Raw genomic sequence first — 19,632 nt, 5'->3', positions numbered from 1 at the left:
AAAAGGTTTCAGCTTACTATAAGCTGAAACCTTTTTTATTACTTATGTAATTGTGATGCGATAACTTCCTGTGTATGCTTCGTTAATTCTTTAATATCCATATTCGCATACTCTTCAGGTGTAATCGGCTTAGAAATTGTTACTGTTGCATGAGCTGACTTCATACGATTTCCATTCGCTTCAAACATCTTATATGTACCATCTAACGTTACAGGTAAAATTGCTACACCTGATTTTACTGCAAGATGGAAACTACCAGCCTTAAACTCTCCAACTTCGCCACCTTTACTTCTCGTTCCTTCTGGGAAAATTACGATAGAATGTCCATTCTTTAATAGTTCGATTCCATCTTTAATTGCTTTAAGAGATTGACGACGATCGCTACGATCCATAAATACACAATTCATAAGTTCCATCCAAGTTGGTACAACTGGGAACTTTTTAATCTCTGCCTTTGACACGAATCCAATTGGTTTATTTAAGTAACCTAGTAAAACAGGGATATCCATATTACTTTGGTGATTACTTACAACTAGTACCGGCTTGTCTTTCGGAACATTTTCAAGCCCTTTCACTTCTACTGTCCCTCCAGCTACACGTACCATTTTCTTACCAAACCAATTTGTCGTTTTATACACAGCATTATCTTTTTCTTTTGGCGCCATCGTATTTACTTGTCTTTTAAGACGCCACATTCTCGGTGTAATCGCAATTACAATTAAAATTAAATAAAAGATTTTAAAAAACGTTTGAATCATACAGAACCCCCACCTATTATCATTCCGACCTTCATTATACTAGACAAACGAAGGAAAAAGAAGAAAAAAAGTCCAAACAGCAAGTGTTTGGACTTTTTAAGCATTCTATATTAGAAACGTTTTGCTAATTCACGAGCATTAGCAATTGCCGCTTCTTTAATTTCTTGTGCTTTTTCAGGGTTTGCATTCATACCCTCAACTGCAATATAATCAGTATCATTTACACCGACAAATCCTAATACAGTTTTTAAATGATTGCGTCCGAAGTCTACAGCTGCGTATGCTCCTTCAGAATATACGCCACCTGTTGCTTGAATGTGAAGTGCTTTTTTACCTTCTAATAAGCCGACTGGACCATTTTCAGTATATTTGAATGTTTTACCTGCGATTGCTACGTTATCTAAGTATGCTTTTACTACTGGTGGATAGCTAAAGTTCCACATTGGAGTTACGAATACATAACGATCTGCATGCATAAATGTTTCTAAGTTTGTGTTCATTGCTGCTACTTTTTGTTGTTGAGCTTCCGTTAAAGTTTCAAAGCCTTCACCTGCTGCAAATTTACCCCAAGCAGCAAATACATCTGCATCGATTGCTGGTACAGTAGTATTGAATAGATCAATTGTTACAACTTCGTCTTGTGGATGCTCGTTTTTATAAGCCTCGATGAAAGCTTCCCCTACTGCCATTCCGAAAGAACCTTCTGCTGAATTTGGATTTGCTGTGATAAATAGTACTTTTGTCATTGTATTCTCTCCCTTTTTTCTCTTTATCTTCAATTCAAGATTTGTTTTTTAAAAGTTAATAACTTACCTTATGTAAGTATGATACAAAAAGTTTTATTCAATGTCAATAAAAAATAGCTACTTTTTTTTCGTAAGTTAATGATTTATTTTGTTTCTCTAAAATTTAGTATACAGATATTAAGACTTCTCATACAAAAAGGCTACCTCTATAAATTATAGAGATAGCCTTTTATTACATATTATTTTTGAAAAACATGTTTTACTTTTTCAGCTGGAATGTTACTTCCACCTCTACCTTTTACATCTTCAATCATCATTGTAATGACCATATCTGGCGCATTCAAATCAAATGCAGCGAACCAGCCTAGTTCTTTTCCTTCGGCTTCTTTAGATACTTTTAATTCCGCTGTACCTGTTTTTCCAGCAAGAGTCATTCCATCAATCTTAGCAATTTTCCCTGTACCATCCGGATCATTAATTACTTTCGTCATAGCAGTTTTTAATATATCCTGATTTCCTTTAGAAATTACATTTTCTTTCCAAGCTTTTGGTTGTTTATCTGTTTTAATAATATACGGTGATGGAATCGTTCCATCATTTACAATTGGCGCATACGTTAAAGCTAAATGAAGAGGAGTCATTAATACTTGTCCTTGTCCATATCCTGTATCTGCCATTTGAATATCATTTTTAATACCGTCATTTGCAATTTTAGAAGCAGGGAATCCATATTCAATTGGTAGTTTCTCATCGAATCCGAATTTTTTCGCTTCACTCATAAACTTGTCTTTTCCGATTTTCAAAGCTTCTTGTGCGAAGTAAATATTATCCGAGTATTTCATCGCCTTATCAAAATCAATCGGATTTGCATCTTTCACACGCGTTACATAATAATTACCCCAAGAAGAATCTTTTGTCCATTTTAATCCTTCAATTTTCAACTCTTCTTTTGGATCGATTGTTTTCGTTTCAAGACCAATTGCAGCTGTAATTGGTTTAAATACAGAACCCGGTACCGATAATTGTGTAAAGCGATTCGTCATCGGTTTTTTCGGATCATTATTCCAAGCTTCGCGTTGCGCTTTCGATGTTCCTCGTGCAATTAAATTAGGATCATATGCTGGACTACTTACTAGTGCAATTGTTTCTCCACTTTTCGGATTGATTGCTGCACTTGAACCAGCTTCGCCCTTCATTTCATTATACGTTTTTTCTTGAACAGCACTATCAATAGTTAAAGTTACATTTTCTCCATCAACAGCATCTGTTTTTGCCAAGTTTTTAATTTCTTTTCCTTGCGCATCTTCTACAAAGACACGGCCACCTTTTTTACCGCGTAGCTTTTCCTCTAATACTTGCTCTAAACCAGCTTTACCAACTGGGTCATCAGCTTGATAGCCTTTCTTTTGTAGCGTTTTTAAATCTTCAGCATTTACCTTTCCAATATAACCAGTCAGATGAGCTGCCGCTTCCCCTAACGGATATGTACGAACATTTACAGGTTTTGTTGAAACACCTGGTAAATCAATGTACGTATTTTGCGTTGCCCCTTCAGGCAAAATTCCAATTGGTACGAGATACCCTGGTTTTACCCATTTAGCAGCTAATTTTTGATCAATTTCTTCTACAGACATATTTAATAACTTCGCTACTGTTTCTTTCGTTTGCGGAGCAGTATCGCCTAACTTTTCAGGAATCAATCCGATTTCAGAAGCTTTCCCATTCGTTGCAAGACCTTTTCCATTACGATCGTATATTTCACCACGTTTTGGCTGTGTTGTCTGCATACGCACTTTACTATCTTTCGTCATGCCGGGGAAAATAAAATCAGGAGTCCAATCTATTTTCCAAGATTCTTTATCTCCATCTTTTTCTTTCACCATTTTTGCTTCATGGCCAAAAGTAATTTTACCACCAACTGTATCCATGCTTACTTTAAAAGGAACAGGGCCTTCATCTTTTTTATCTTCTTTTACTTCCCCTATTTCTACCTTTAAGTCTTTCACTTCGATACCAGAATAAATTTTTTCATATTTCTCAGTAAACTCTTTCTTTGAAATATCTTTTTTTGCATTTTTTGATAGTTGATCATACATATCTGCAAATTTTTGTTTATTCCACGCTTTTACATATGTATCAAACGCTTCTTGTGGTTTTTCTTCTTTACCACATCCAACTAACATGAATGTTAAGCAAAGAAAAAGAATCCCCCATATCTTTCTCAATCGATTCTCCTCCTCTTTCTATATTAGTACTTTTGAAAATTTTAGCATTTTTACATGCTACCTATCATTATAGCACTATCGAATCTCATCTATAAACTTATATTGGTGAATATAAATAAAAAGATTGATGCGAATTCTCACATCAATCTTCTTTATTATTGTTGTTTCTCATATACGTGGTAATAATACGTATACGGGTTTTTTTCATCTGTTAAACCTTTTTCTACAAAAATCTCTTTCCAATTTGTCATATCCATTTCTGGGAAGAATGTATCTCCTTCAAATGCATAATGAATTTTTGTTATATACAACTTGTCTACGTATGGTAAAAAGAGATCGTAAATTTGCGCTCCGCCAAAAATAAAAATCTCTTCTTCATTTTTACATAGTTCGAATACTTCTTCTACAGAATGAACAACTTCACATCCTTCAACGTGATATCCTTCATTACGAGTTACAATAATATTACGTCTTCCAGGCAGCGGTCTACCAATCGCTTCATAGTTCTTTCTTCCCATAATAAGCGGGTGACCCATCGTTGTTTTCTTCACGTATTGTAATTCACTCGGTAAACGCCAAGGTAAATTATTATCTTTACCAATTACTCTATTTTCGTCCATTGCGACCATAAATGAAACAATCATTTTTTCATCTCCTCTACAATTATACTGCAACCGGTGCTTTAATTGCTGGATGCGGATCGTATCCTTCAATCGTTAAATCTTCCATTTCAAAATCGAAAACAGATTTCACATCTGGATTTAATGTAAGTTTCGGGAACGGACGTGGTTCACGTGCCAATTGCTTTTCTACTTGTTCAAAATGATTTGTATAAATGTGTGCATCACCAATTGTATGAACAAATTCCCCTACTTCAAGACCACATTCGTGTGCAATTAAATGTGTTAGTAGTGAATAACTTGCGATGTTAAATGGTATTCCAAGGAATATGTCACCACTTCTTTGATATAGCTGACAAGAAAGCTTTCCGTCCGCTACATAAAACTGGAATAATGTATGACAAGGGGGTAATGCCATACTTGGTACGTCTTCAGGATTCCAAGCAGAAACGATTAAACGACGTGAGTCTGGTGTTTTTTTAATCATTTCAATTACATCTTTTAATTGATCAAGTGTCTCACCAGCTGTCGTTTTCCAAGCTCGCCACTGTTTACCGTAAACGTCTCCTAAATAACCATATTTATTTGAGAAATCATCATCTTCTAAAACGTTCTTTTTAAACAATTCCATCTGCTCATCGTACTGTACTTTAAATTCTTCATCTTGTTGTGAGCGAAGACCAAAATCCGTCATGTCAGGACCAGTATACTCATCACTTTCTACCCAGCTCTTAAACGCCCATTCATTCCAAATATTATTATTATGCTGCAATAAATAGCGAATATTTGTATCACCTTTCATAAACCAAAGTAGTTCACTTGCTACAAGGCGAAATGGTACTCTTTTTGTCGTTAATAAAGGAAATCCTTTACTCAAATCAAAACGCATTTGATATCCAAATACAGATACCGTTCCTGTCCCTGTACGATCTTCTTTCTTCGTACCATGTTCCATTACATGGCGGCATAAATTTAAGTATTCATTTTCAGCATGTTTCATATGTAGGAAAACCTTCTTTCAATCGTATATGCAATTTATCATAACATGAAAAATGGTAAATTTAATAATCCTAATTAATAAAATTTCTTCCGCTAATTCTTACAAAATTATTAACTTTCCAAATTTAAAAAGGTTTTCATTTTCTATTACCGAAAGTATAGTGCGGTAGAACAAAATTTATATTTGGAGGTTAGAAGTATGTCTAAAATTGAAACGCCTGTTATGACTTCTTTACAAACAGCGGTTGAAAAAATGATGAAGGATTTAAATGTTCCTGGTGCTGCTGTCGCTGTTATAAAAGACGGTGAAGTTATTATTTCAGAAGGTTTCGGCTATCGTAATATAGAAACAAAAGAGGCTGTTACACCGAATACTCGATTCGCAATCGGTTCCTCAACGAAAGCATTTGGCACACTTTCATTAAGCTTGTTAGCACAGCAAAAAAAGTTTAATTGGGATACCCCTATCCAGTCTTATATACCTAACTTTACTTTATCTGAACTACTTGCTAGCTCACAAGTTACAGGACTGGATTTAGCTTCTCATCGAACTGGAGTGAGTCGTCATGAGGCTCTTTGGTATAGTTCTTCCTTATCTCGAAAAGATCTCGTTGAAAAAATAAAACATTTACCACTTGATGCACCGTTCCGGACTGCATTTCTATATAACAACTTAATGTATGCAACAATTAGCTACATTGTTGAAAACATTACAAATCAAACGTGGGAGCAATACACTACAGAACATATTTTAGAACCTTTAAATATGAGACATACAAACTTCTCTGTTAACGATTCACAAACTACAGATGATTATGCTTTACCTTACATTGAAAATGACGGTGAAATAAAAGCAGTTCCATTCCGTAACATCGATACAGTTGGCGCTGCTGGGTGTATTAATTCCACAATTGAAGATATGGCAAATTGGGTACTTCTCCACTTAAATGAAGGAAAATTTGGAGATCATGAATTAATCTCCTCTGAATTATTACAACAAATGTATACACCACACAATTCAATTCCAGACCAACCGGTTTTATCACTCCCTGAATCTCCATTAAATAGTTACGGTCTTGGTTGGTTTATTAGCGCTTATCGTGGTAAAAAAGTGATTCATCATGGCGGTAATATCGATGGATTTTCAGCGCTTGTTTCATTTATACCAACAGAAAACATAGGCCTTGTCATTTTAACGAATGCTGGAGGAACATTACTTCCTACTTATCTCGCTAATCAAATTTATGACGAACTACTTGAATTAGAATCCATTGATTGGCATAAACGTGCTGTAGAAGATACTAAAAAAATGAAGGAAATGATGAAAGAAGCAACTGAATCCCTCCCTGAACAAATTAAAGGGACTACACCTTCGCACAAGTTAGAGGATTATACTGGTACTTTTGAACATCCTGCATACGGAACATTACAAGTATACAAACGAGATGATTCGTTATATGTACAATTTATGGAAATGGATATTCAATTAGGGCATCATCATTACGACATCTTCTCTACAAAAGTTGACTTATTCCAAATGAAAATGAGCTTATTATTCGCTTATGAAATGAATGTAAGTGGTGAATTCCCATCCCTTCAGTTACATGTACCTGCTATGTTAAGTACACAGCCGCTTACATTTAAGAAAATTAAATAATTATTTTGATGGTAAAAAATAAAGGTAGGTGCAAATCACACCTACCTTTTCTATTTCATATCAATCTTATCTGGTTGAAACCAACTTGGTTTTGATAACTCAAAGTTTTTATGATCTTCCAATACAATAGTAAGACGCTCTAACGTATCATCCAACATATGTGGTGCTGCTCTTAATGTCCAGACAACTGATGAGAAAACTGTCATGCCAACGTACACCGCATATAATTTCCAGAACTCCTCTGGTATTCTCCTATTAAAGTATCCTTCTATTTGTCCGATTGAATACGGAATACTAATGTCCCTTGCAAATAGTGCAATTTTCACGAAATCATGCAGTGGATCGCCCCAGTCATAACCATTAAAATCAACTACACCTACATATTTCCCATCCCGTACAATTATATTTTCTAAATGAAAATCATCGTGTTGAAATCGATTTGGGCGATCCTTTACATACATTTCATTTTCATCTATAAACTTAATAATCTTATCATCATTTTTTATTTTTATTCCGCATGTTTTGTATGCTTCTAAATATTTACTATGTTTTTTCATTGCTCTTTCATGCCATGGAAGTATATCATTAGGAGCTTCATATGTATGCATTTTTGCTAAATCTTTTCCTGCCTCTATGCCAATATCATATTGTTCTTTTGGTGAATACGTAGGCAATAGCTTCTTCGCATCTTCCCCTTCTAAATATGAAAAAATACTATAGCATACACCTTCTTCTTCCAATATACCTATTTCAATTGGCCTTTGTGCCTGTACGTTACGTTTTACCATTTCATTTAAAATTTGAAACTCTATTTTCTTTCTTTCATACTCTTTTATATCTCCTGTCCGAAATAAATATTTTTCATTATTTGCATTCGTAATTACATATTTCTTATCTGGAGAGAAACCTTTAGAAATTTCTTCAATATTCGCTGCATCTTTTACAATTTGTATATTGTTTTGCCGTGCTGTAATTATCTTCATATCTATTCCCCTCACATTTCTGCATTTGGTGTATAGGCTACTTCTACAATAAATCCATTCGAATCGTAAAAATCAATCGTATAGTACCTTTTTGAATAATGATTCATTTCAATTGGACCACGTATTACCTTCACTTTCGTACTAGAAAGAAAATCTGCTACTTCATCAACTACTTCTCTATGAATAGCTTGATAACAAATATGTCTAGGACCTAACGTCCTTACGATTTCCTCATCTACTTCTTTAAAGTATATTTCACTTTCTCCCGTGCTATATGCTACTTCATTTAACTTTCTCCATCCAATTATCGGAAACAACTTATCATAATAAGAAATGGATTCCTCTAAATTTGCTACTCAAAATTCAATATGATGAATACACTCCTTGTACTACTTGCACAATTTCCATCGGCTTATGAACCATATAATCGGGTGCGTCTTTTTTCACTGTTTCAATAACATCATATCCCCAAGATACCCAAATTACATTCACCCCAGCCTTTTTACAAGCTGCTACATCTCGCTGTTCATCACCAATGTATAACATATCTTGCTCTGTTATCTTTTTCGATTTTAAAAATCTTTTTATCATTTTATCTTTACCAAACAAATTTTTAGAACAATACACTTCTTGAATATTTTCGATACCATTATTGTGCAAAAACGCCCGAATATGCTCTTCTGAGTTAGATGATATGACCGCAATACCGTATCCTGTTTTATGTAGTTCATCTAATACATCCTTCATCCCATGAAATAAAACAAGATTTTTTATAGCAGGCTGATACAATTTATAAAATTCCAAAGCTAATATCGGTAATTTATACAGTGGTACATCGAGTTGTTTACATCTCTCTGTCATCGTTAATTTACGTAAATGTTCAATTTCGTCTTCCTTTACTGCTTTATACCCATGTTTTTCAGCAAGTTGATTATAAATCGGTACAAATATATTTTGTGAATCTACTAATGTGCCATCAAAGTCAAAAACAATATATTTTTGCATCTCCATACTCCTTTTGCTTCTTTTTTCTAAACCTATGTTATTCAACAACATAGTTGTCTGTCCCTTCTATAAAAATAAAAAAGAACAAGATTTTCTCTTGTTCTTTTTAAGACAACCATTTCGGCGGTACATTCGTATTCCAATAAATATTTCCTAACTCATGATGTCCAGAGTATCCATCATCAAAACGGTGATAATGGAAATTAAAATAATAACCATCTTGCGGCGGATGATCTCTTCTTACATGGAAACGCAATAAATCATTTCCTGATTTCGTATCGTAGACGTGAAAAATCTTTTCATTATTTCCACCAGCTGGTTTTTGAGAAATCGCTAATGATTGTAGTGAATCTTCTGGTACATCACTAGCAAGCTCAGCAATTGCCTCTTCAATTTTCGGTAATATTACATCTTTAAACTCATCTTCAATTACTGGACCAATTTTAGTACCAAACTTTTGCATCGACTGCTTTTCTGCTTCTTGCATTGCATAAGTAATAAAAGTATCGGTGGTTAACCTGTCATTCGTTTCTTCATATGTATAGGACGTGCTCTCCAAACTTTGTTGCCCAGCTGTGCTCGTAGGCTTGTCCGCAGCTTTGGCATTATCAAGTAATATGGAAGGAGGCGTCACTAAACCAAATGTAAATACGGTAATTAATGCGACTAAGGTTTTTCTAAACCAATTTGGCATTTATGTTCCCTCCCCTTTCACTCATTATTTTTTTATATAACGGTGGTTTCTTCTATTATACAAAATGATTGTAATTTTTGCACTTTACAATTTTGTTAACGTTCACATATTTTTCACTTGAATATGAAATTGTAAGGTTTCATACAATAAAAATACAACAATAATAAGGAGGCGATCAGATGACTTTAGATGTCATGTATTCCGCCGCAAGCATACTCGTTTTAGTATATTTTATTTATCAATGTGTTACAGACTAGAAAAAGAGCCGTCAATGGCTCTTTTTTAATGGTAAAAATACAATCCATACAATTAATAAAATAAAAATAATGCCACCAATCACAGCTGGCAATAAATAAAACTGGGCAAGTATAACTATTCCATACAAAAGTATTGCTGGTAGTAGTAAATAACGATTTGCCTTCCATCTTAACAAAAGTAAGTTCCCTTCATCACAATATAAATGAAGAAACATCTTATTCGTAAATTCATTCCAATAATCACGTGCATAGCGAGAAATTGCAACTACAGCAAATACGAGAACAATAGCTGCAATCCACCTAGGAGTCATAATTATACTTGCAGTACTGATACATACAATTTGAATATAAAATATTCGTGCAGTACTTGTACGGAAAAATTCTTTCAAAAAAGATTCGACAATACGAGAATCAGCTTTTTTTCCTAAAAGTCTTTTAGAGTACGGAAACATCCACGGTTTTTTATTCGAACTACTCGGTTTAGCCGCATGACCACCAACTTGCATAATTCCGCTCGTCCAGCGCATGCTTTCCTCCTTTTCTTTCTCAATTTCTTTAAAAAAGAACTTTTTATAATTCATTTTCGCTTTTACTAATACACTACTTAAGAAAATTACTAAACCGATAAATAGAATTGAATAAAATGGATTTTTATAAATAAAAAATAAACTAATTCCAAAAAAGGACACGCTCATAGAAAATACTACATTTTTTACAATCCATAAAACCCATCGTTTCTCCGCATGTACATGAATAAATCTCGTTAACAACGACATCATAAATCGAAATATAGTAAAGAATACCCAAAATAATAGGACTTGTATCTCTGTTACTCCGATACTTTTCATCAACACCGGTAACATAATAACGACTAATATTATATTCGTTATCGCTATTCGAACAAATGTGTACATCATGCCATACTGGACTAATTTTTGCATATGTGTTGCATACGAAATTAAAAATAAACTATCCGCTTGCTCAAAAAATGAACGAACTCCTCTCGGATATGTTACTAGATAAAATGCGAGTAATCCTAATCCGAAATAAATCGTCTCTTCCGTTGATAATTCATTTATCCATAGTGACCTATAATAGATTCCCATAAATATAAGTGCTGGTATAATAATATATAATGCGACTGTCCAATCTGTTACCGAACGTATAGACTTCCACTTCCGCTGAAGCTCATGGCGTAATCTTTTATAAAATTGTTGTTTAATCATGTTGTTCACGCCTTACGATTACATCAAAGCAGTCTAGTAATGAGCTACCCGGCATTTCCGCTAACATTTGAATAGATTCTAAATGTCCATCTGCGACTAATGTACCTTGTGAAATGAGTAAAAATCTTTCACAAATTTTTTCAGCAGTATCCAATACGTGCGTACAAAGTAAAATTCCTGCTCCGCGCTCTTTTTCTTTATATAAATAACTTAAAAACTCTTTCGTAGCTACTGGATCTAAACCGATAAAGGGTTCATCAATGATATAAAAATCTGGCTCAGTTAAAAACGCCAATATTAGCATCGATTTTTGTTTCATACCTTTTGAAAACTTTGATAAATACTCATGTTTATGCTTATCCATTCGAAAAGTATGTAATAATTGTTCCGCTCGTTCTTCCCAGCTTCCCATTTCACTTCCACGAGCAGCCATTAATAATTCAATATGTTCCCAGAGCGTCAAGTAATCATAGTATGTTGGATGTTCTGGCACGTATGCATACGGATTTTTCTTTTCACCGAATGATATTTCACCGTCCATATTTACAAGTAATCCGAGCATCGTTTTTATCGTCGTACTCTTCCCAGCACCATTTGCTCCAATAAGAGCAACTAGTTCACCTTTTTCGATAGAAAAAGCTATATTATGAATTGTTTCTTCGCCTATTTCATATCCAGCTGAGCGGATATTTACTTCTAACATGTATTTCCCCTCTTTCCATTTCCAATACAATCAAGGAAAAGAATAACATATAACTATCTATATATCATTATAAAATATTTATTTTCATAGCAGGAAAAAACATTTTTTAACAGAATATTAAATGTTTGATTACATTTTATTGGAGTGGATAATATGTCTTTTCAAATTCGTGAAGCAACGATAGATGATATAGACGCACTTTGTTCTTTAACGAAAGAATTAAAAGGTTCCTCTATTTCCTATGAAGATATGAACAATCGATTACAATTCGTACAAATGAGTCCGTTTGATTTTTTATATGTTTACGAAGAAGAAGAAGAAGAAGCTATATTTGGATTACTTGGATTTCGTATACGTGAAAATTTAGAAGATGTAACACGTTATGGAGAGATTTCAATTATTAGCGTCGATTCTAACATACGACGGAAAGGCATTGGACAAGTGTTGATGGATTATGCAGAGCAATTAGCAAAGAAACATAATTGCATTGGCACATGGCTAGTTAGTGGAACAAAAAGAGTAGAAGCTCATCCTTTTTACAAAAAATTAGGGTATGAAGTAAATGGCTACCGATTTGTAAAACATTTTTAAACTACTTATAATTGAAGGGACTATAACTATGACAAACATTAAAGCAATTTTCATTGATCGTGACGGTACAATTGGTGGTGACACTACAATACATTATCCGGGATCTTTTACATTATTTCCATTCACAAAAACATCCTTGCAAAAACTAAAAGCTAAAAATATAAAAATTTTCTCTTTCACAAATCAACCTGGTATCGCAGATGGAATAGCAACTGTAGCCGATTTTGTACAAGAATTAGAAGGCTTCGGTTTTGATGATATTTATGTATGTCCTCATAAACACGGTGATGGTTGTGAATGCCGTAAACCAAGTACAGGCATGCTGCTTAAAGCAGCAAAAAAACATGGGCTTGATTTAACACAATGTGCTGTAGTTGGTGATCGCTGGACTGATATTGTTGCAGGAGCAAAAGTAAATGCAACAACGATTCTAGTCCGAACAGGCGCTGGGTATGATGCTTTGCATACGTACCGAGACAAATGGGCACATATTGAACCAAACTACATTGCAGATAACTTTGAAGATGCAACAAACTGGGTTTTAAATCAACTATAATACAAATGAAGATTTTGATTCACTCAAAATAATTTAAAACATAGTTAAAATAGCCTTTTTGGAAAATAATTGTCTTCCATAAAACGGATCACCTCAAAAGATAGCAAGTTCCCTTTTGATACGCAAACATTGCAATTCAAATTTTATTTTTTATTAGTAACAGCAATTAACGTAAAGAAGGAATAGCTTAGTGGCTATCCCTTCTTTATTGACTTCTATTATTTACATTTGTTATCTTTTTTTATTGAGTATTCTCATCGTTTTTATACTCCAAAATATCCCCTGGCTGACACTCCAAAGCTTTACATATCGCTTCTAATGTTGAAAAACGAACCGCTTTTGCTTTCCCATTTTTCAAAATAGAAAGATTCGCCATCGTAATTCCAACCTTCTCCGAAAGCTCCGTTACACTCATCTTTCGTTTTGCTAACATGACGTCAATATTAATAATAATTGTCATATCAACCACCTCAGACTGTCAAATCATTTTCTGATTTTATGTTAATTGCTTCTTGTAGAAGGCGTTGAAGGATAGCGGCAAAAACGGCGATAACGAGCGAAGCAAAAACGATAATAAGTCCCACTAACCCAATAGGAGGGTCCATTTTTTTCGCTATAAAATGAAAAAGTGGCAAACCCAATACATACAAACCACTGATTGTAACTGCACAGTGCTTTATATTCTTTAACGATTTTACAGATAATTCCGAGAACGCTGTGTTCTCGTCAATATACTGTAAAAGATTGAAAGCCTGATAAAGAGCAACGTAAAAAGGCACAGCTGCTCCATACATCACAATGAAAACAAGATATTTTATCGAAGCAATATTAGGATACAAATTCTCTGTGAAATCCGCCATTTCCGGCACTAAAAATATGCATAAAGCAAGTACTGAAATTCCAGCAAGAAAAATAATTACTTTTAAGAACGTTGTTGAACTTCGGTTAAGATTCATTTACAATACCTCATTTATTTAATGATAACATAATTTTATCATATTATTTATCGTTTAACAATAAATAAATATCGTTTTCTTCATGTTTAATTTAGGCAAAAATAAAAAAGAATTTCTCATTACAAAGAAATTCTTTTTCTTGAAAATGTCTCTTTCAACTTAATTTTTTAAAACGTTAATTCGTAATGGAAATAACGATTATCTCTCAAATAACCATTTTCAGCATATAATCGTTGTGCTGATAAATTATCAATCTCTGTTTGCAATTTTACACCTTTTGCTCCATTCTCTAATGCGTATTCTTTAGCAGCTTCTAATAATTTTTTACCTGTTCCGGCTCCACGCTTCGCCGCTTGTACAAATAAATCATTTAAAATCCATAATTCTTTCATTGAAATGGAAGAAAATGATGGATATAGTTGTGTGAACCCAATATATTCGCCGTCTTCAACTGCTACGAAAATAACGGACTCTTTTTTCTCAATTCGATTTCGTAAAAATACTTTTGCACCTTCTAAATCAGAATCCTGCCTATAAAACATGCGATAGTTATTAAAAACTGATGCTAGTCCATCTAAATCTGCAATTGTTGCCTCATATATTCTCATTTTACTCCATTCCCCTTCCAATACTGTCTCATTATATCCGTTGCCCATTTAGGCTGGTGTATTTCTTCTTTCGGCATAAACTCTTTCATTATTGGTTTTATATCCAATATAGGAGTACCATTAATAGCATCTAATCCCTCAACAATAATTGATTTACCTTCTCTTTTGATCACCTTTACAATTGTTACACCTATGCGATTCGGGCGATTTTTTCCGCGCTGTGCAAAAATACCTACTTCAGGATAATCTTTATTATTTCTAGGATGTCTAGCAAAATACTGAATTTGCTCGTCAGTTACTTTATGAAAATAAAAAACAACTTCAATATGGGAAAAATCTTCAATCCCTTGTATACTTTCTTCTGCATACATTTCAGTTAAAGTTATACGGGATCTTACTTCTCCCCAATCATCATCTTTTATTTCCTTTCTTTCATTATGTACAAATGCGATTGGTTGAACTGAAAACATACGCATTCCCCCTTAAATGTAACCACTTACATTATAAAATATTTTCTGAATGTTTTCCAGATATATGAATTAAGTTTACATAATATAATTATAATCTATTTATCTAAAGCTACCTTGACTGCTTCAATTGCATGTATATAAGTCGTATCAAATATCGGGACTGATACGTTTTCTTGCTTTATTAATAAACCTATTTCCGTACAACCTAATATAATTCCTTGTGCTCCTTCTTGTACTAATTCTTCTATAACCCTTTTATAATACTCTCTAGATTGAAATATTATTTTTCCTAAACATAATTCTGTATATATTACTTTATTTATTTCTTTTCTATTTTTTTCTGATGGTACTATTACTTTTATATTATTTTCTTCTATACGTGACTTATAGAAATCTTGCTCCATTGTATATTTAGTTCCAAGCAGACCAACCTTTTGAATGTCTTTTCTTTTAATTGCTTTTGCAGTTGCATCAGCAATATGTAAGACTGGAATATCAATTTTCTCCTTTATTTTTCCAACTACCTTATGCATTGTATTTGTACAAATGATTATAAAGTCTGCTCCTCCCTTCTGTAATGAATACGCCGCATTCGCTAAAACTTCACCTGCTCCATTCCAATCTCCTCTAGACTGGAATCTTTCAATCTCTTCAAAGTCCACACTATTAATCAAACATTTTGCTGAATGTAGCCCTCCTAATCTCTCTTTTATTTCTTCATTAATAATTCGATAATATTCAGAAGTTGATTCCCAACTCATACCACCTATAAGACCTATCGTTTTCATACAAACACCTACCTAAACTATTTTCATGAAACTAATAGCAATGTTTTATTATGTATATTATACATAATAAAACAAGACTTTAAGTTTGGAATATAAAGTCTTGTTTTAACGGAAAATACGGAAATATTAAAGAATAATTCTACTTTCATTTCCAAGGAAATTTTTATAGAATATTCTGAAATTAACAATCTGATGTTTTTATAAATTCTTTATACTTATAATTAAAACACTCTCGATACAGCTCTTTGATTTCATCATATGATGGAACACGTGGGTTATTAGCTGGGCTACCACTTTCAATTGCATCTGATGCCATTTTAGAAATAGCATTTTCAAATTCAATTTCATCGATTCCGTATTCTTTTAAATTTGGAATACGAAGATCAAAGCAAAGTTTTTTTATTTCACCAAGCGTGTAGTCTGCTACTTCCTCATCAGAATTTGAATACAAATCCTTATTTAAACTACGTCCAATTTTTGCTAACCTTTTCATTGCACTTGTTTTTGTAAACTCTAACACTGTAGGTAATAGTATGGCATTTGATATTCCATGCGGTACATGAAATAATGCTCCCACTGGCCTTGACATTCCATGAACTAATGTAACTGATGCATTAGAAAATGCAATTCCAGCTTGTAAGGAAGCAATCATCATCGCTTCTCTTGCCTCCATATTACGTCCATCTTCATATGCTATACGTAAATGTTTCATAATACTTTCAATAGCTGAAAGAGCTAGTACATCTGTAAGTGGTTGTGAAACTTTAGAAATATACGCTTCAATTGCATGACATAACGCATCTATTCCTGTTGCTGCCGTAATTTGTGGTGGTAATGAACTTGTCAAAACTGGATCTATAATTGCTACTTTCGGTATAAAACTAGGATGCTTCATCATCATTTTTACATCTGTTTTTTTATTCGTAATTACTGCTACGCTTGTAACTTCCGATCCAGTACCAGAAGTTGTTGGAATTGCAATAAGTGGTAGTGGGTTGTTTTCTATTTCAATATCCTTTTGGACATAATCCTCAACTTCTCCACCATTTGTATATAAAACCGCTACTGCTTTCGCAGCATCAATACAACTTCCACCACCAATACCGATAATAAAATCACACTTTTCCTCTTTACAAAGAGATAACGCTTCTAACACGTGTATATTTGTAGGCTCAGCATCTACTTTATTATATGTACTAACAGTAATACTTTTCTTATTTAGTTGTTGTATACACTTTTCAACATATCCTAATTTCTCCATAATTGTATCAGTAACTATAAAAGCTCTTTTCCCTAACTTTTTTGATTGTTCCCCCAGTTTTTCAAGCGAATTCCTTCCATATAATACCGACTTTGGCATACGAAACTCAGAAACTTCTTGCAAGTACTCCACCCCTTCTTATCCTAATTAATATTTTATGATATAAATTATCGATTTGATGAATCTTTACGATTCGAATGTTTAATAGAGTCCTGTTAAAGTATAGAACGCGATAACTAAAAATACAGCAACCGTTTTCAAAATTGTAATAGCAAATATATCTTTATAAGACTGTTTATGTGTTAATCCTGTTACTGTAAGAATAGTAATAATAGCCCCGTTATGCGGTAGTGTATCCATTCCTCCTGATGCCATTGATACGATACGGTGCATAACTTCTAATGGAATATCAAATTGATTGGCCGCTGCAATAAATTTATCTCCCATTGCACTTAATACTATTCCCATACCTCCTGATGCAGAGCCTGTAATTCCAGCTAAAATATTCGTCGTTACTGCACCATTCACTAACGGATTTGTGAAAGTAGCAGAGATACCATCTCTCATAATTGCGAAGCCTGGAAGTGCTGCAATAACACCACCGAATCCAAACTCAGCTCCTGTATTCATCGTTGCAAGTAGTGCTCCACCAATACTTGTATTCAATCCAGCTTGGAAACCTGTTACTACTCGCTTCCAATATAATAATAACGTTGTTAAGATCCCTATAATAAGTGCCAATTCTACAGACCAGATTCCTACTACTGCACTTAATTCTACTTTTCCAAATGCTTTCATACCAATTGCAGAAAAATCAAAACCGCTTGGATACCACTTCGGTATCATAATAGTAAACACTTTATTCATTACACCTACTAAAATAAGTGGTATAAATGCAATAAGTTGTTGTGCTCTTGTGATTTCAATGTTATTAATTAATGGCATATTTTTTTGTTCTAATTGCAAAGATGCTGCCATTTCAGTATTTCCATTATTAAAACCAAAATACCCTTCACCTGCTGCTTTTGCCTTCTTACGTCTACTCTCTAAATATAGTAAACCTAATGTAAGAACAAAAATTGCTCCTACAATCCCAAGTATCGGTGCAGCATAAATATCCGTTTTAAAAAATGTTGTAGGTATTACATTTTGAATTTGTGGTGATCCAGGTAGCGCATCCATTGTAAACGTTACTGCTCCAAGAACAATCGTTCCAGGGATTAAACGTTTTGGAATATTAGCTTGTCGAAACAACTTAGCTGCGAACGGATAAACAGCAAACACTACTACATACACACTAACACCACTATACGTTAAAATAGCCCCCATTAATACAATCGCTAATATAGTACGTTTTTCACCAACTAACTCAATAATCGTTTTTGCGATAGAATCTGCAATTCCTGACATTTCCACTACTTTTCCAAATATTGCTCCTAATAAAAACACAGGAAAATATAACTTTATAAATCCAACCATTTTCTCCATAAAGATATTAGAAAAGAAAGGTAATACATAACTAGGTTCTGTCAAAAATACTGCAAATAATGCAAATATCGGTGCGAATAGAATAACAGAAAAGCCTCTGTATGCTACGAACATAAGTAAACTTAGTGCTAATAATATAATAACTAACTCCAATTTTACCCCTCCATTAAACAGAACATTCTAAAATTTATTGATAAACTTCTACTAATCTTTTAATTCTGACATCCCTCCTCTTATTCATACAATTTTTTCATGCTAAAAATGTCTAATTATAAATATTCGATTACATATGAAAAATCCCTTTAAACAGAAACGAATTCCTCATCATACGTTATAAAGGGATTGCTAGCATCTATATTTACTAATTTATTAAACTTTTTTCTGCACAAAAATGATACAGTTCTTCAACATCTTTCACTATGTAAGTCGCACTAACTTCAGTCAGTTCTTTCTCACAGCCATAGCCATATAAAACACCAATTGAAGCAATTCCATTCTGATTCGCACCTATTATATCGTGCTTTCTATCACCAATCATTATCATTTCTTCTTTATTTAGTTCTTCATTTGTTTGTAAAATATGAGCAATTATTTCTTCTTTTTTTATTCTCGTACCATCTAAATTACTTCCAATGATATCTTCGAAATAATTCGTTAATTGAAAATGCTCTATAACTTGTTTCGCAAATACAGTGGGCTTTGAAGTAGCTACGAATATGCGATTTCCTGAACTTTTTAATTGTTGCAAGAGCTTCAGAATCCCCTCGTATACATTATTTTCAAACAATCCACGCTGCTTTAAATACTCACGGAAGTAAAAAACTGCACGTTCAACCTCTCCTTCACTCATATTATATCTCTCTACGAATGATTGCTGTATAGGAGGACCTATAAATGAATCTAACTCACTTATATGTACTTCTTCAATTCCTACTTTTTTTAACGCATACAAAACCGAATTTACAATCCCTTCTTTCGGATCCGTTAAAGTTCCATCTAAATCAAATAGAAATGTTTTATACATGTTTCATTCCTCCACTT

The 19,632-nt window shown here is 33.6% G+C and carries 21 protein-coding genes and 1 pseudogene; 3 read left to right on the top strand and 19 right to left on the bottom strand.

Going from position 1 to position 19,632, the window contains the following annotated elements:
* Positions 1-38: 38 nt before the first annotated feature.
* From BM089_RS07005 to BM089_RS06985, 5 genes are all read right to left on the bottom strand, one after another.
* Positions 39-758, bottom strand: coding sequence for a lysophospholipid acyltransferase family protein (locus BM089_RS07005; protein WP_000616582.1), 720 nt, complete (start codon positions 756-758; stop codon positions 39-41).
* A gap of 110 nt (positions 759-868) precedes the next feature.
* Entirely contained in the window at positions 869-1,504 is a 636-nt protein-coding gene (locus BM089_RS07000) for an FMN-dependent NADH-azoreductase (protein WP_000170028.1), read from the bottom strand.
* A 239-nt stretch (positions 1,505-1,743) separates the two neighbouring features.
* Positions 1,744-3,729 carry a penicillin-binding protein 3 gene (gene pbpC, locus BM089_RS06995; RefSeq protein WP_090976451.1) on the bottom strand — a complete coding sequence of 662 codons (1,986 nt, stop codon included), beginning with the start codon at positions 3,727-3,729 and terminating at the stop codon, positions 1,744-1,746.
* A gap of 155 nt (positions 3,730-3,884) precedes the next feature.
* A complete protein-coding gene (locus BM089_RS06990; protein WP_000637207.1) occupies positions 3,885-4,373 on the bottom strand; it encodes a dihydrofolate reductase in 489 nt (162 codons plus the stop codon).
* A gap of 19 nt (positions 4,374-4,392) precedes the next feature.
* The gene (locus tag BM089_RS06985) at positions 4,393-5,349 is read right to left on the bottom strand and encodes a thymidylate synthase (RefSeq protein ID WP_000679600.1); all 957 of its coding nucleotides are present in this window, start codon (positions 5,347-5,349) and stop codon (positions 4,393-4,395) included.
* A 198-nt stretch (positions 5,350-5,547) separates the two neighbouring features.
* On the opposite strand from BM089_RS06985, the gene BM089_RS06980 reads away from it, so the two are divergent.
* On the top strand, positions 5,548-7,005 hold the full coding sequence (locus BM089_RS06980; RefSeq protein ID WP_000034316.1) for a serine hydrolase: 1,458 nt from the start codon (positions 5,548-5,550) through the stop codon (positions 7,003-7,005).
* A gap of 50 nt (positions 7,006-7,055) precedes the next feature.
* Here BM089_RS06980 and BM089_RS06975 read toward each other — a convergent pair whose 3' ends face one another.
* From BM089_RS06975 to BM089_RS06950, 6 genes and pseudogenes are all read right to left on the bottom strand, one after another.
* Positions 7,056-7,988, bottom strand: coding sequence for an aminoglycoside phosphotransferase family protein (locus BM089_RS06975; protein ID WP_000692072.1), 933 nt, complete (start codon positions 7,986-7,988; stop codon positions 7,056-7,058).
* Positions 7,989-7,999: 11 nt separating this feature from the next.
* Positions 8,000-8,365, bottom strand: a pseudogene (locus tag BM089_RS06970) (VOC family protein).
* The gene (locus tag BM089_RS06965; RefSeq protein ID WP_001174995.1) at positions 8,352-8,993 is read right to left on the bottom strand and encodes an HAD family hydrolase; all 642 of its coding nucleotides are present in this window, start codon (positions 8,991-8,993) and stop codon (positions 8,352-8,354) included. Before BM089_RS06965 ends, BM089_RS06970 begins: the two are co-directional and overlap by 14 nt.
* Positions 8,994-9,099: 106 nt before the next feature.
* On the bottom strand, positions 9,100-9,687 hold the full coding sequence (locus tag BM089_RS06960) for a YpjP family protein (RefSeq protein WP_001134421.1): 588 nt from the start codon (positions 9,685-9,687) through the stop codon (positions 9,100-9,102).
* 268 nt (positions 9,688-9,955) lie between these two features.
* Positions 9,956-11,170: an ABC transporter permease gene (locus BM089_RS06955; protein WP_000595455.1), complete on the bottom strand. Its 1,215-nt coding sequence runs from the start codon at positions 11,168-11,170 to the stop codon at positions 9,956-9,958.
* Positions 11,163-11,873 carry an ABC transporter ATP-binding protein gene (locus BM089_RS06950; protein ID WP_053564612.1) on the bottom strand — a complete coding sequence of 237 codons (711 nt, stop codon included), beginning with the start codon at positions 11,871-11,873 and terminating at the stop codon, positions 11,163-11,165. Before BM089_RS06950 ends, BM089_RS06955 begins: the two co-directional genes overlap by 8 nt.
* Before the next feature lie 153 nt (positions 11,874-12,026).
* On the opposite strand from BM089_RS06950, the gene BM089_RS06945 reads away from it, so the two are divergent.
* Together BM089_RS06945 and BM089_RS06940 are read left to right on the top strand one after the other, a co-directional pair.
* Positions 12,027-12,464: a GNAT family N-acetyltransferase gene (locus BM089_RS06945; RefSeq protein ID WP_078400563.1), complete on the top strand. Its 438-nt coding sequence runs from the start codon at positions 12,027-12,029 to the stop codon at positions 12,462-12,464.
* Positions 12,465-12,492: 28 nt separating this feature from the next.
* The gene (locus BM089_RS06940; protein WP_000181782.1) at positions 12,493-13,020 is read left to right on the top strand and encodes an HAD-IIIA family hydrolase; all 528 of its coding nucleotides are present in this window, start codon (positions 12,493-12,495) and stop codon (positions 13,018-13,020) included.
* Between the two features lie 241 nt (positions 13,021-13,261).
* On the opposite strand, the gene BM089_RS06935 is transcribed toward BM089_RS06940, so the two are convergent.
* From BM089_RS06935 to BM089_RS06900, 8 genes are all read right to left on the bottom strand, one after another.
* Positions 13,262-13,480 (bottom strand): helix-turn-helix domain-containing protein, encoded by a 219-nt coding sequence (locus BM089_RS06935; RefSeq protein ID WP_000152534.1) that lies wholly within the window; start codon positions 13,478-13,480, stop codon positions 13,262-13,264.
* 10 nt (positions 13,481-13,490) lie between these two features.
* On the bottom strand, positions 13,491-13,976 hold the full coding sequence (locus tag BM089_RS06930) for a DUF2975 domain-containing protein (protein ID WP_090976449.1): 486 nt from the start codon (positions 13,974-13,976) through the stop codon (positions 13,491-13,493).
* A gap of 167 nt (positions 13,977-14,143) precedes the next feature.
* Positions 14,144-14,584, bottom strand: a complete 441-nt coding sequence (locus BM089_RS06925) for a GNAT family N-acetyltransferase (protein ID WP_001223866.1) — start codon at positions 14,582-14,584, stop codon at positions 14,144-14,146.
* Positions 14,581-15,054, bottom strand: coding sequence for an SAM-dependent methyltransferase (locus BM089_RS06920; RefSeq protein WP_072938307.1), 474 nt, complete (start codon positions 15,052-15,054; stop codon positions 14,581-14,583). The genes BM089_RS06925 and BM089_RS06920 overlap by 4 nt, the downstream gene beginning before the upstream one ends.
* A 95-nt stretch (positions 15,055-15,149) precedes the next feature.
* Positions 15,150-15,842, bottom strand: coding sequence for an aspartate/glutamate racemase family protein (locus BM089_RS06915; RefSeq protein WP_090976446.1), 693 nt, complete (start codon positions 15,840-15,842; stop codon positions 15,150-15,152).
* Between the two features lie 181 nt (positions 15,843-16,023).
* Positions 16,024-17,226 (bottom strand): iron-containing alcohol dehydrogenase, encoded by a 1,203-nt coding sequence (locus BM089_RS06910; protein ID WP_069355518.1) that lies wholly within the window; start codon positions 17,224-17,226, stop codon positions 16,024-16,026.
* Between the two features lie 78 nt (positions 17,227-17,304).
* Positions 17,305-18,744 carry a GntP family permease gene (locus BM089_RS06905; protein ID WP_000424331.1) on the bottom strand — a complete coding sequence of 480 codons (1,440 nt, stop codon included), beginning with the start codon at positions 18,742-18,744 and terminating at the stop codon, positions 17,305-17,307.
* Positions 18,745-18,952: 208 nt separating this feature from the next.
* Complete coding sequence (locus tag BM089_RS06900; RefSeq protein WP_069355516.1) at positions 18,953-19,615, bottom strand: HAD family hydrolase; 663 nt, start codon at positions 19,613-19,615, stop codon at positions 18,953-18,955.
* Positions 19,616-19,632 lie beyond the last annotated feature (17 nt).

Source organism: Bacillus sp. 5mfcol3.1 (assembly GCF_900114335.1).
Taxonomy (GTDB): Bacteria; Bacillota; Bacilli; order Bacillales; family Bacillaceae_G; genus Bacillus_A; species Bacillus_A thuringiensis_S.
This window is presented reverse-complemented; position numbering and strand designations above follow the sequence as displayed.

Excerpts from the sequence above, each read along its gene's own strand:
- BM089_RS06920 (WP_072938307.1), bottom strand. The coding sequence starts at position 15,054 with ATGTTTTCAGTTCAACCAATCGCATTTGTACATAATGAAAGAAAGGAA.
- BM089_RS07005 (WP_000616582.1), bottom strand. The coding sequence starts at position 758 with ATGATTCAAACGTTTTTTAAAATCTTTTATTTAATTTTAATTGTAATT.
- BM089_RS06990 (WP_000637207.1), bottom strand. The coding sequence starts at position 4,373 with ATGATTGTTTCATTTATGGTCGCAATGGACGAAAATAGAGTAATTGGT.
- BM089_RS06945 (WP_078400563.1), top strand. The coding sequence starts at position 12,027 with ATGTCTTTTCAAATTCGTGAAGCAACGATAGATGATATAGACGCACTT.
- BM089_RS06900 (WP_069355516.1), bottom strand. The coding sequence starts at position 19,615 with ATGTATAAAACATTTCTATTTGATTTAGATGGAACTTTAACGGATCCG.
- BM089_RS06940 (WP_000181782.1), top strand. The coding sequence starts at position 12,493 with ATGACAAACATTAAAGCAATTTTCATTGATCGTGACGGTACAATTGGT.
- BM089_RS06965 (WP_001174995.1), bottom strand. The coding sequence starts at position 8,993 with ATGCAAAAATATATTGTTTTTGACTTTGATGGCACATTAGTAGATTCA.
- BM089_RS06985 (WP_000679600.1), bottom strand. The coding sequence starts at position 5,349 with ATGAAACATGCTGAAAATGAATACTTAAATTTATGCCGCCATGTAATG.
- BM089_RS06980 (WP_000034316.1), top strand. The coding sequence starts at position 5,548 with ATGTCTAAAATTGAAACGCCTGTTATGACTTCTTTACAAACAGCGGTT.
- BM089_RS06955 (WP_000595455.1), bottom strand. The coding sequence starts at position 11,170 with ATGATTAAACAACAATTTTATAAAAGATTACGCCATGAGCTTCAGCGG.
- BM089_RS06915 (WP_090976446.1), bottom strand. The coding sequence starts at position 15,842 with ATGAAAACGATAGGTCTTATAGGTGGTATGAGTTGGGAATCAACTTCT.
- BM089_RS06975 (WP_000692072.1), bottom strand. The coding sequence starts at position 7,988 with ATGAAGATAATTACAGCACGGCAAAACAATATACAAATTGTAAAAGAT.
- BM089_RS06930 (WP_090976449.1), bottom strand. The coding sequence starts at position 13,976 with ATGAATCTTAACCGAAGTTCAACAACGTTCTTAAAAGTAATTATTTTT.
- BM089_RS06950 (WP_053564612.1), bottom strand. The coding sequence starts at position 11,873 with ATGTTAGAAGTAAATATCCGCTCAGCTGGATATGAAATAGGCGAAGAA.
- BM089_RS06960 (WP_001134421.1), bottom strand. The coding sequence starts at position 9,687 with ATGCCAAATTGGTTTAGAAAAACCTTAGTCGCATTAATTACCGTATTT.
- BM089_RS06925 (WP_001223866.1), bottom strand. The coding sequence starts at position 14,584 with ATGAGAATATATGAGGCAACAATTGCAGATTTAGATGGACTAGCATCA.
- BM089_RS06935 (WP_000152534.1), bottom strand. The coding sequence starts at position 13,480 with ATGACAATTATTATTAATATTGACGTCATGTTAGCAAAACGAAAGATG.
- BM089_RS07000 (WP_000170028.1), bottom strand. The coding sequence starts at position 1,504 with ATGACAAAAGTACTATTTATCACAGCAAATCCAAATTCAGCAGAAGGT.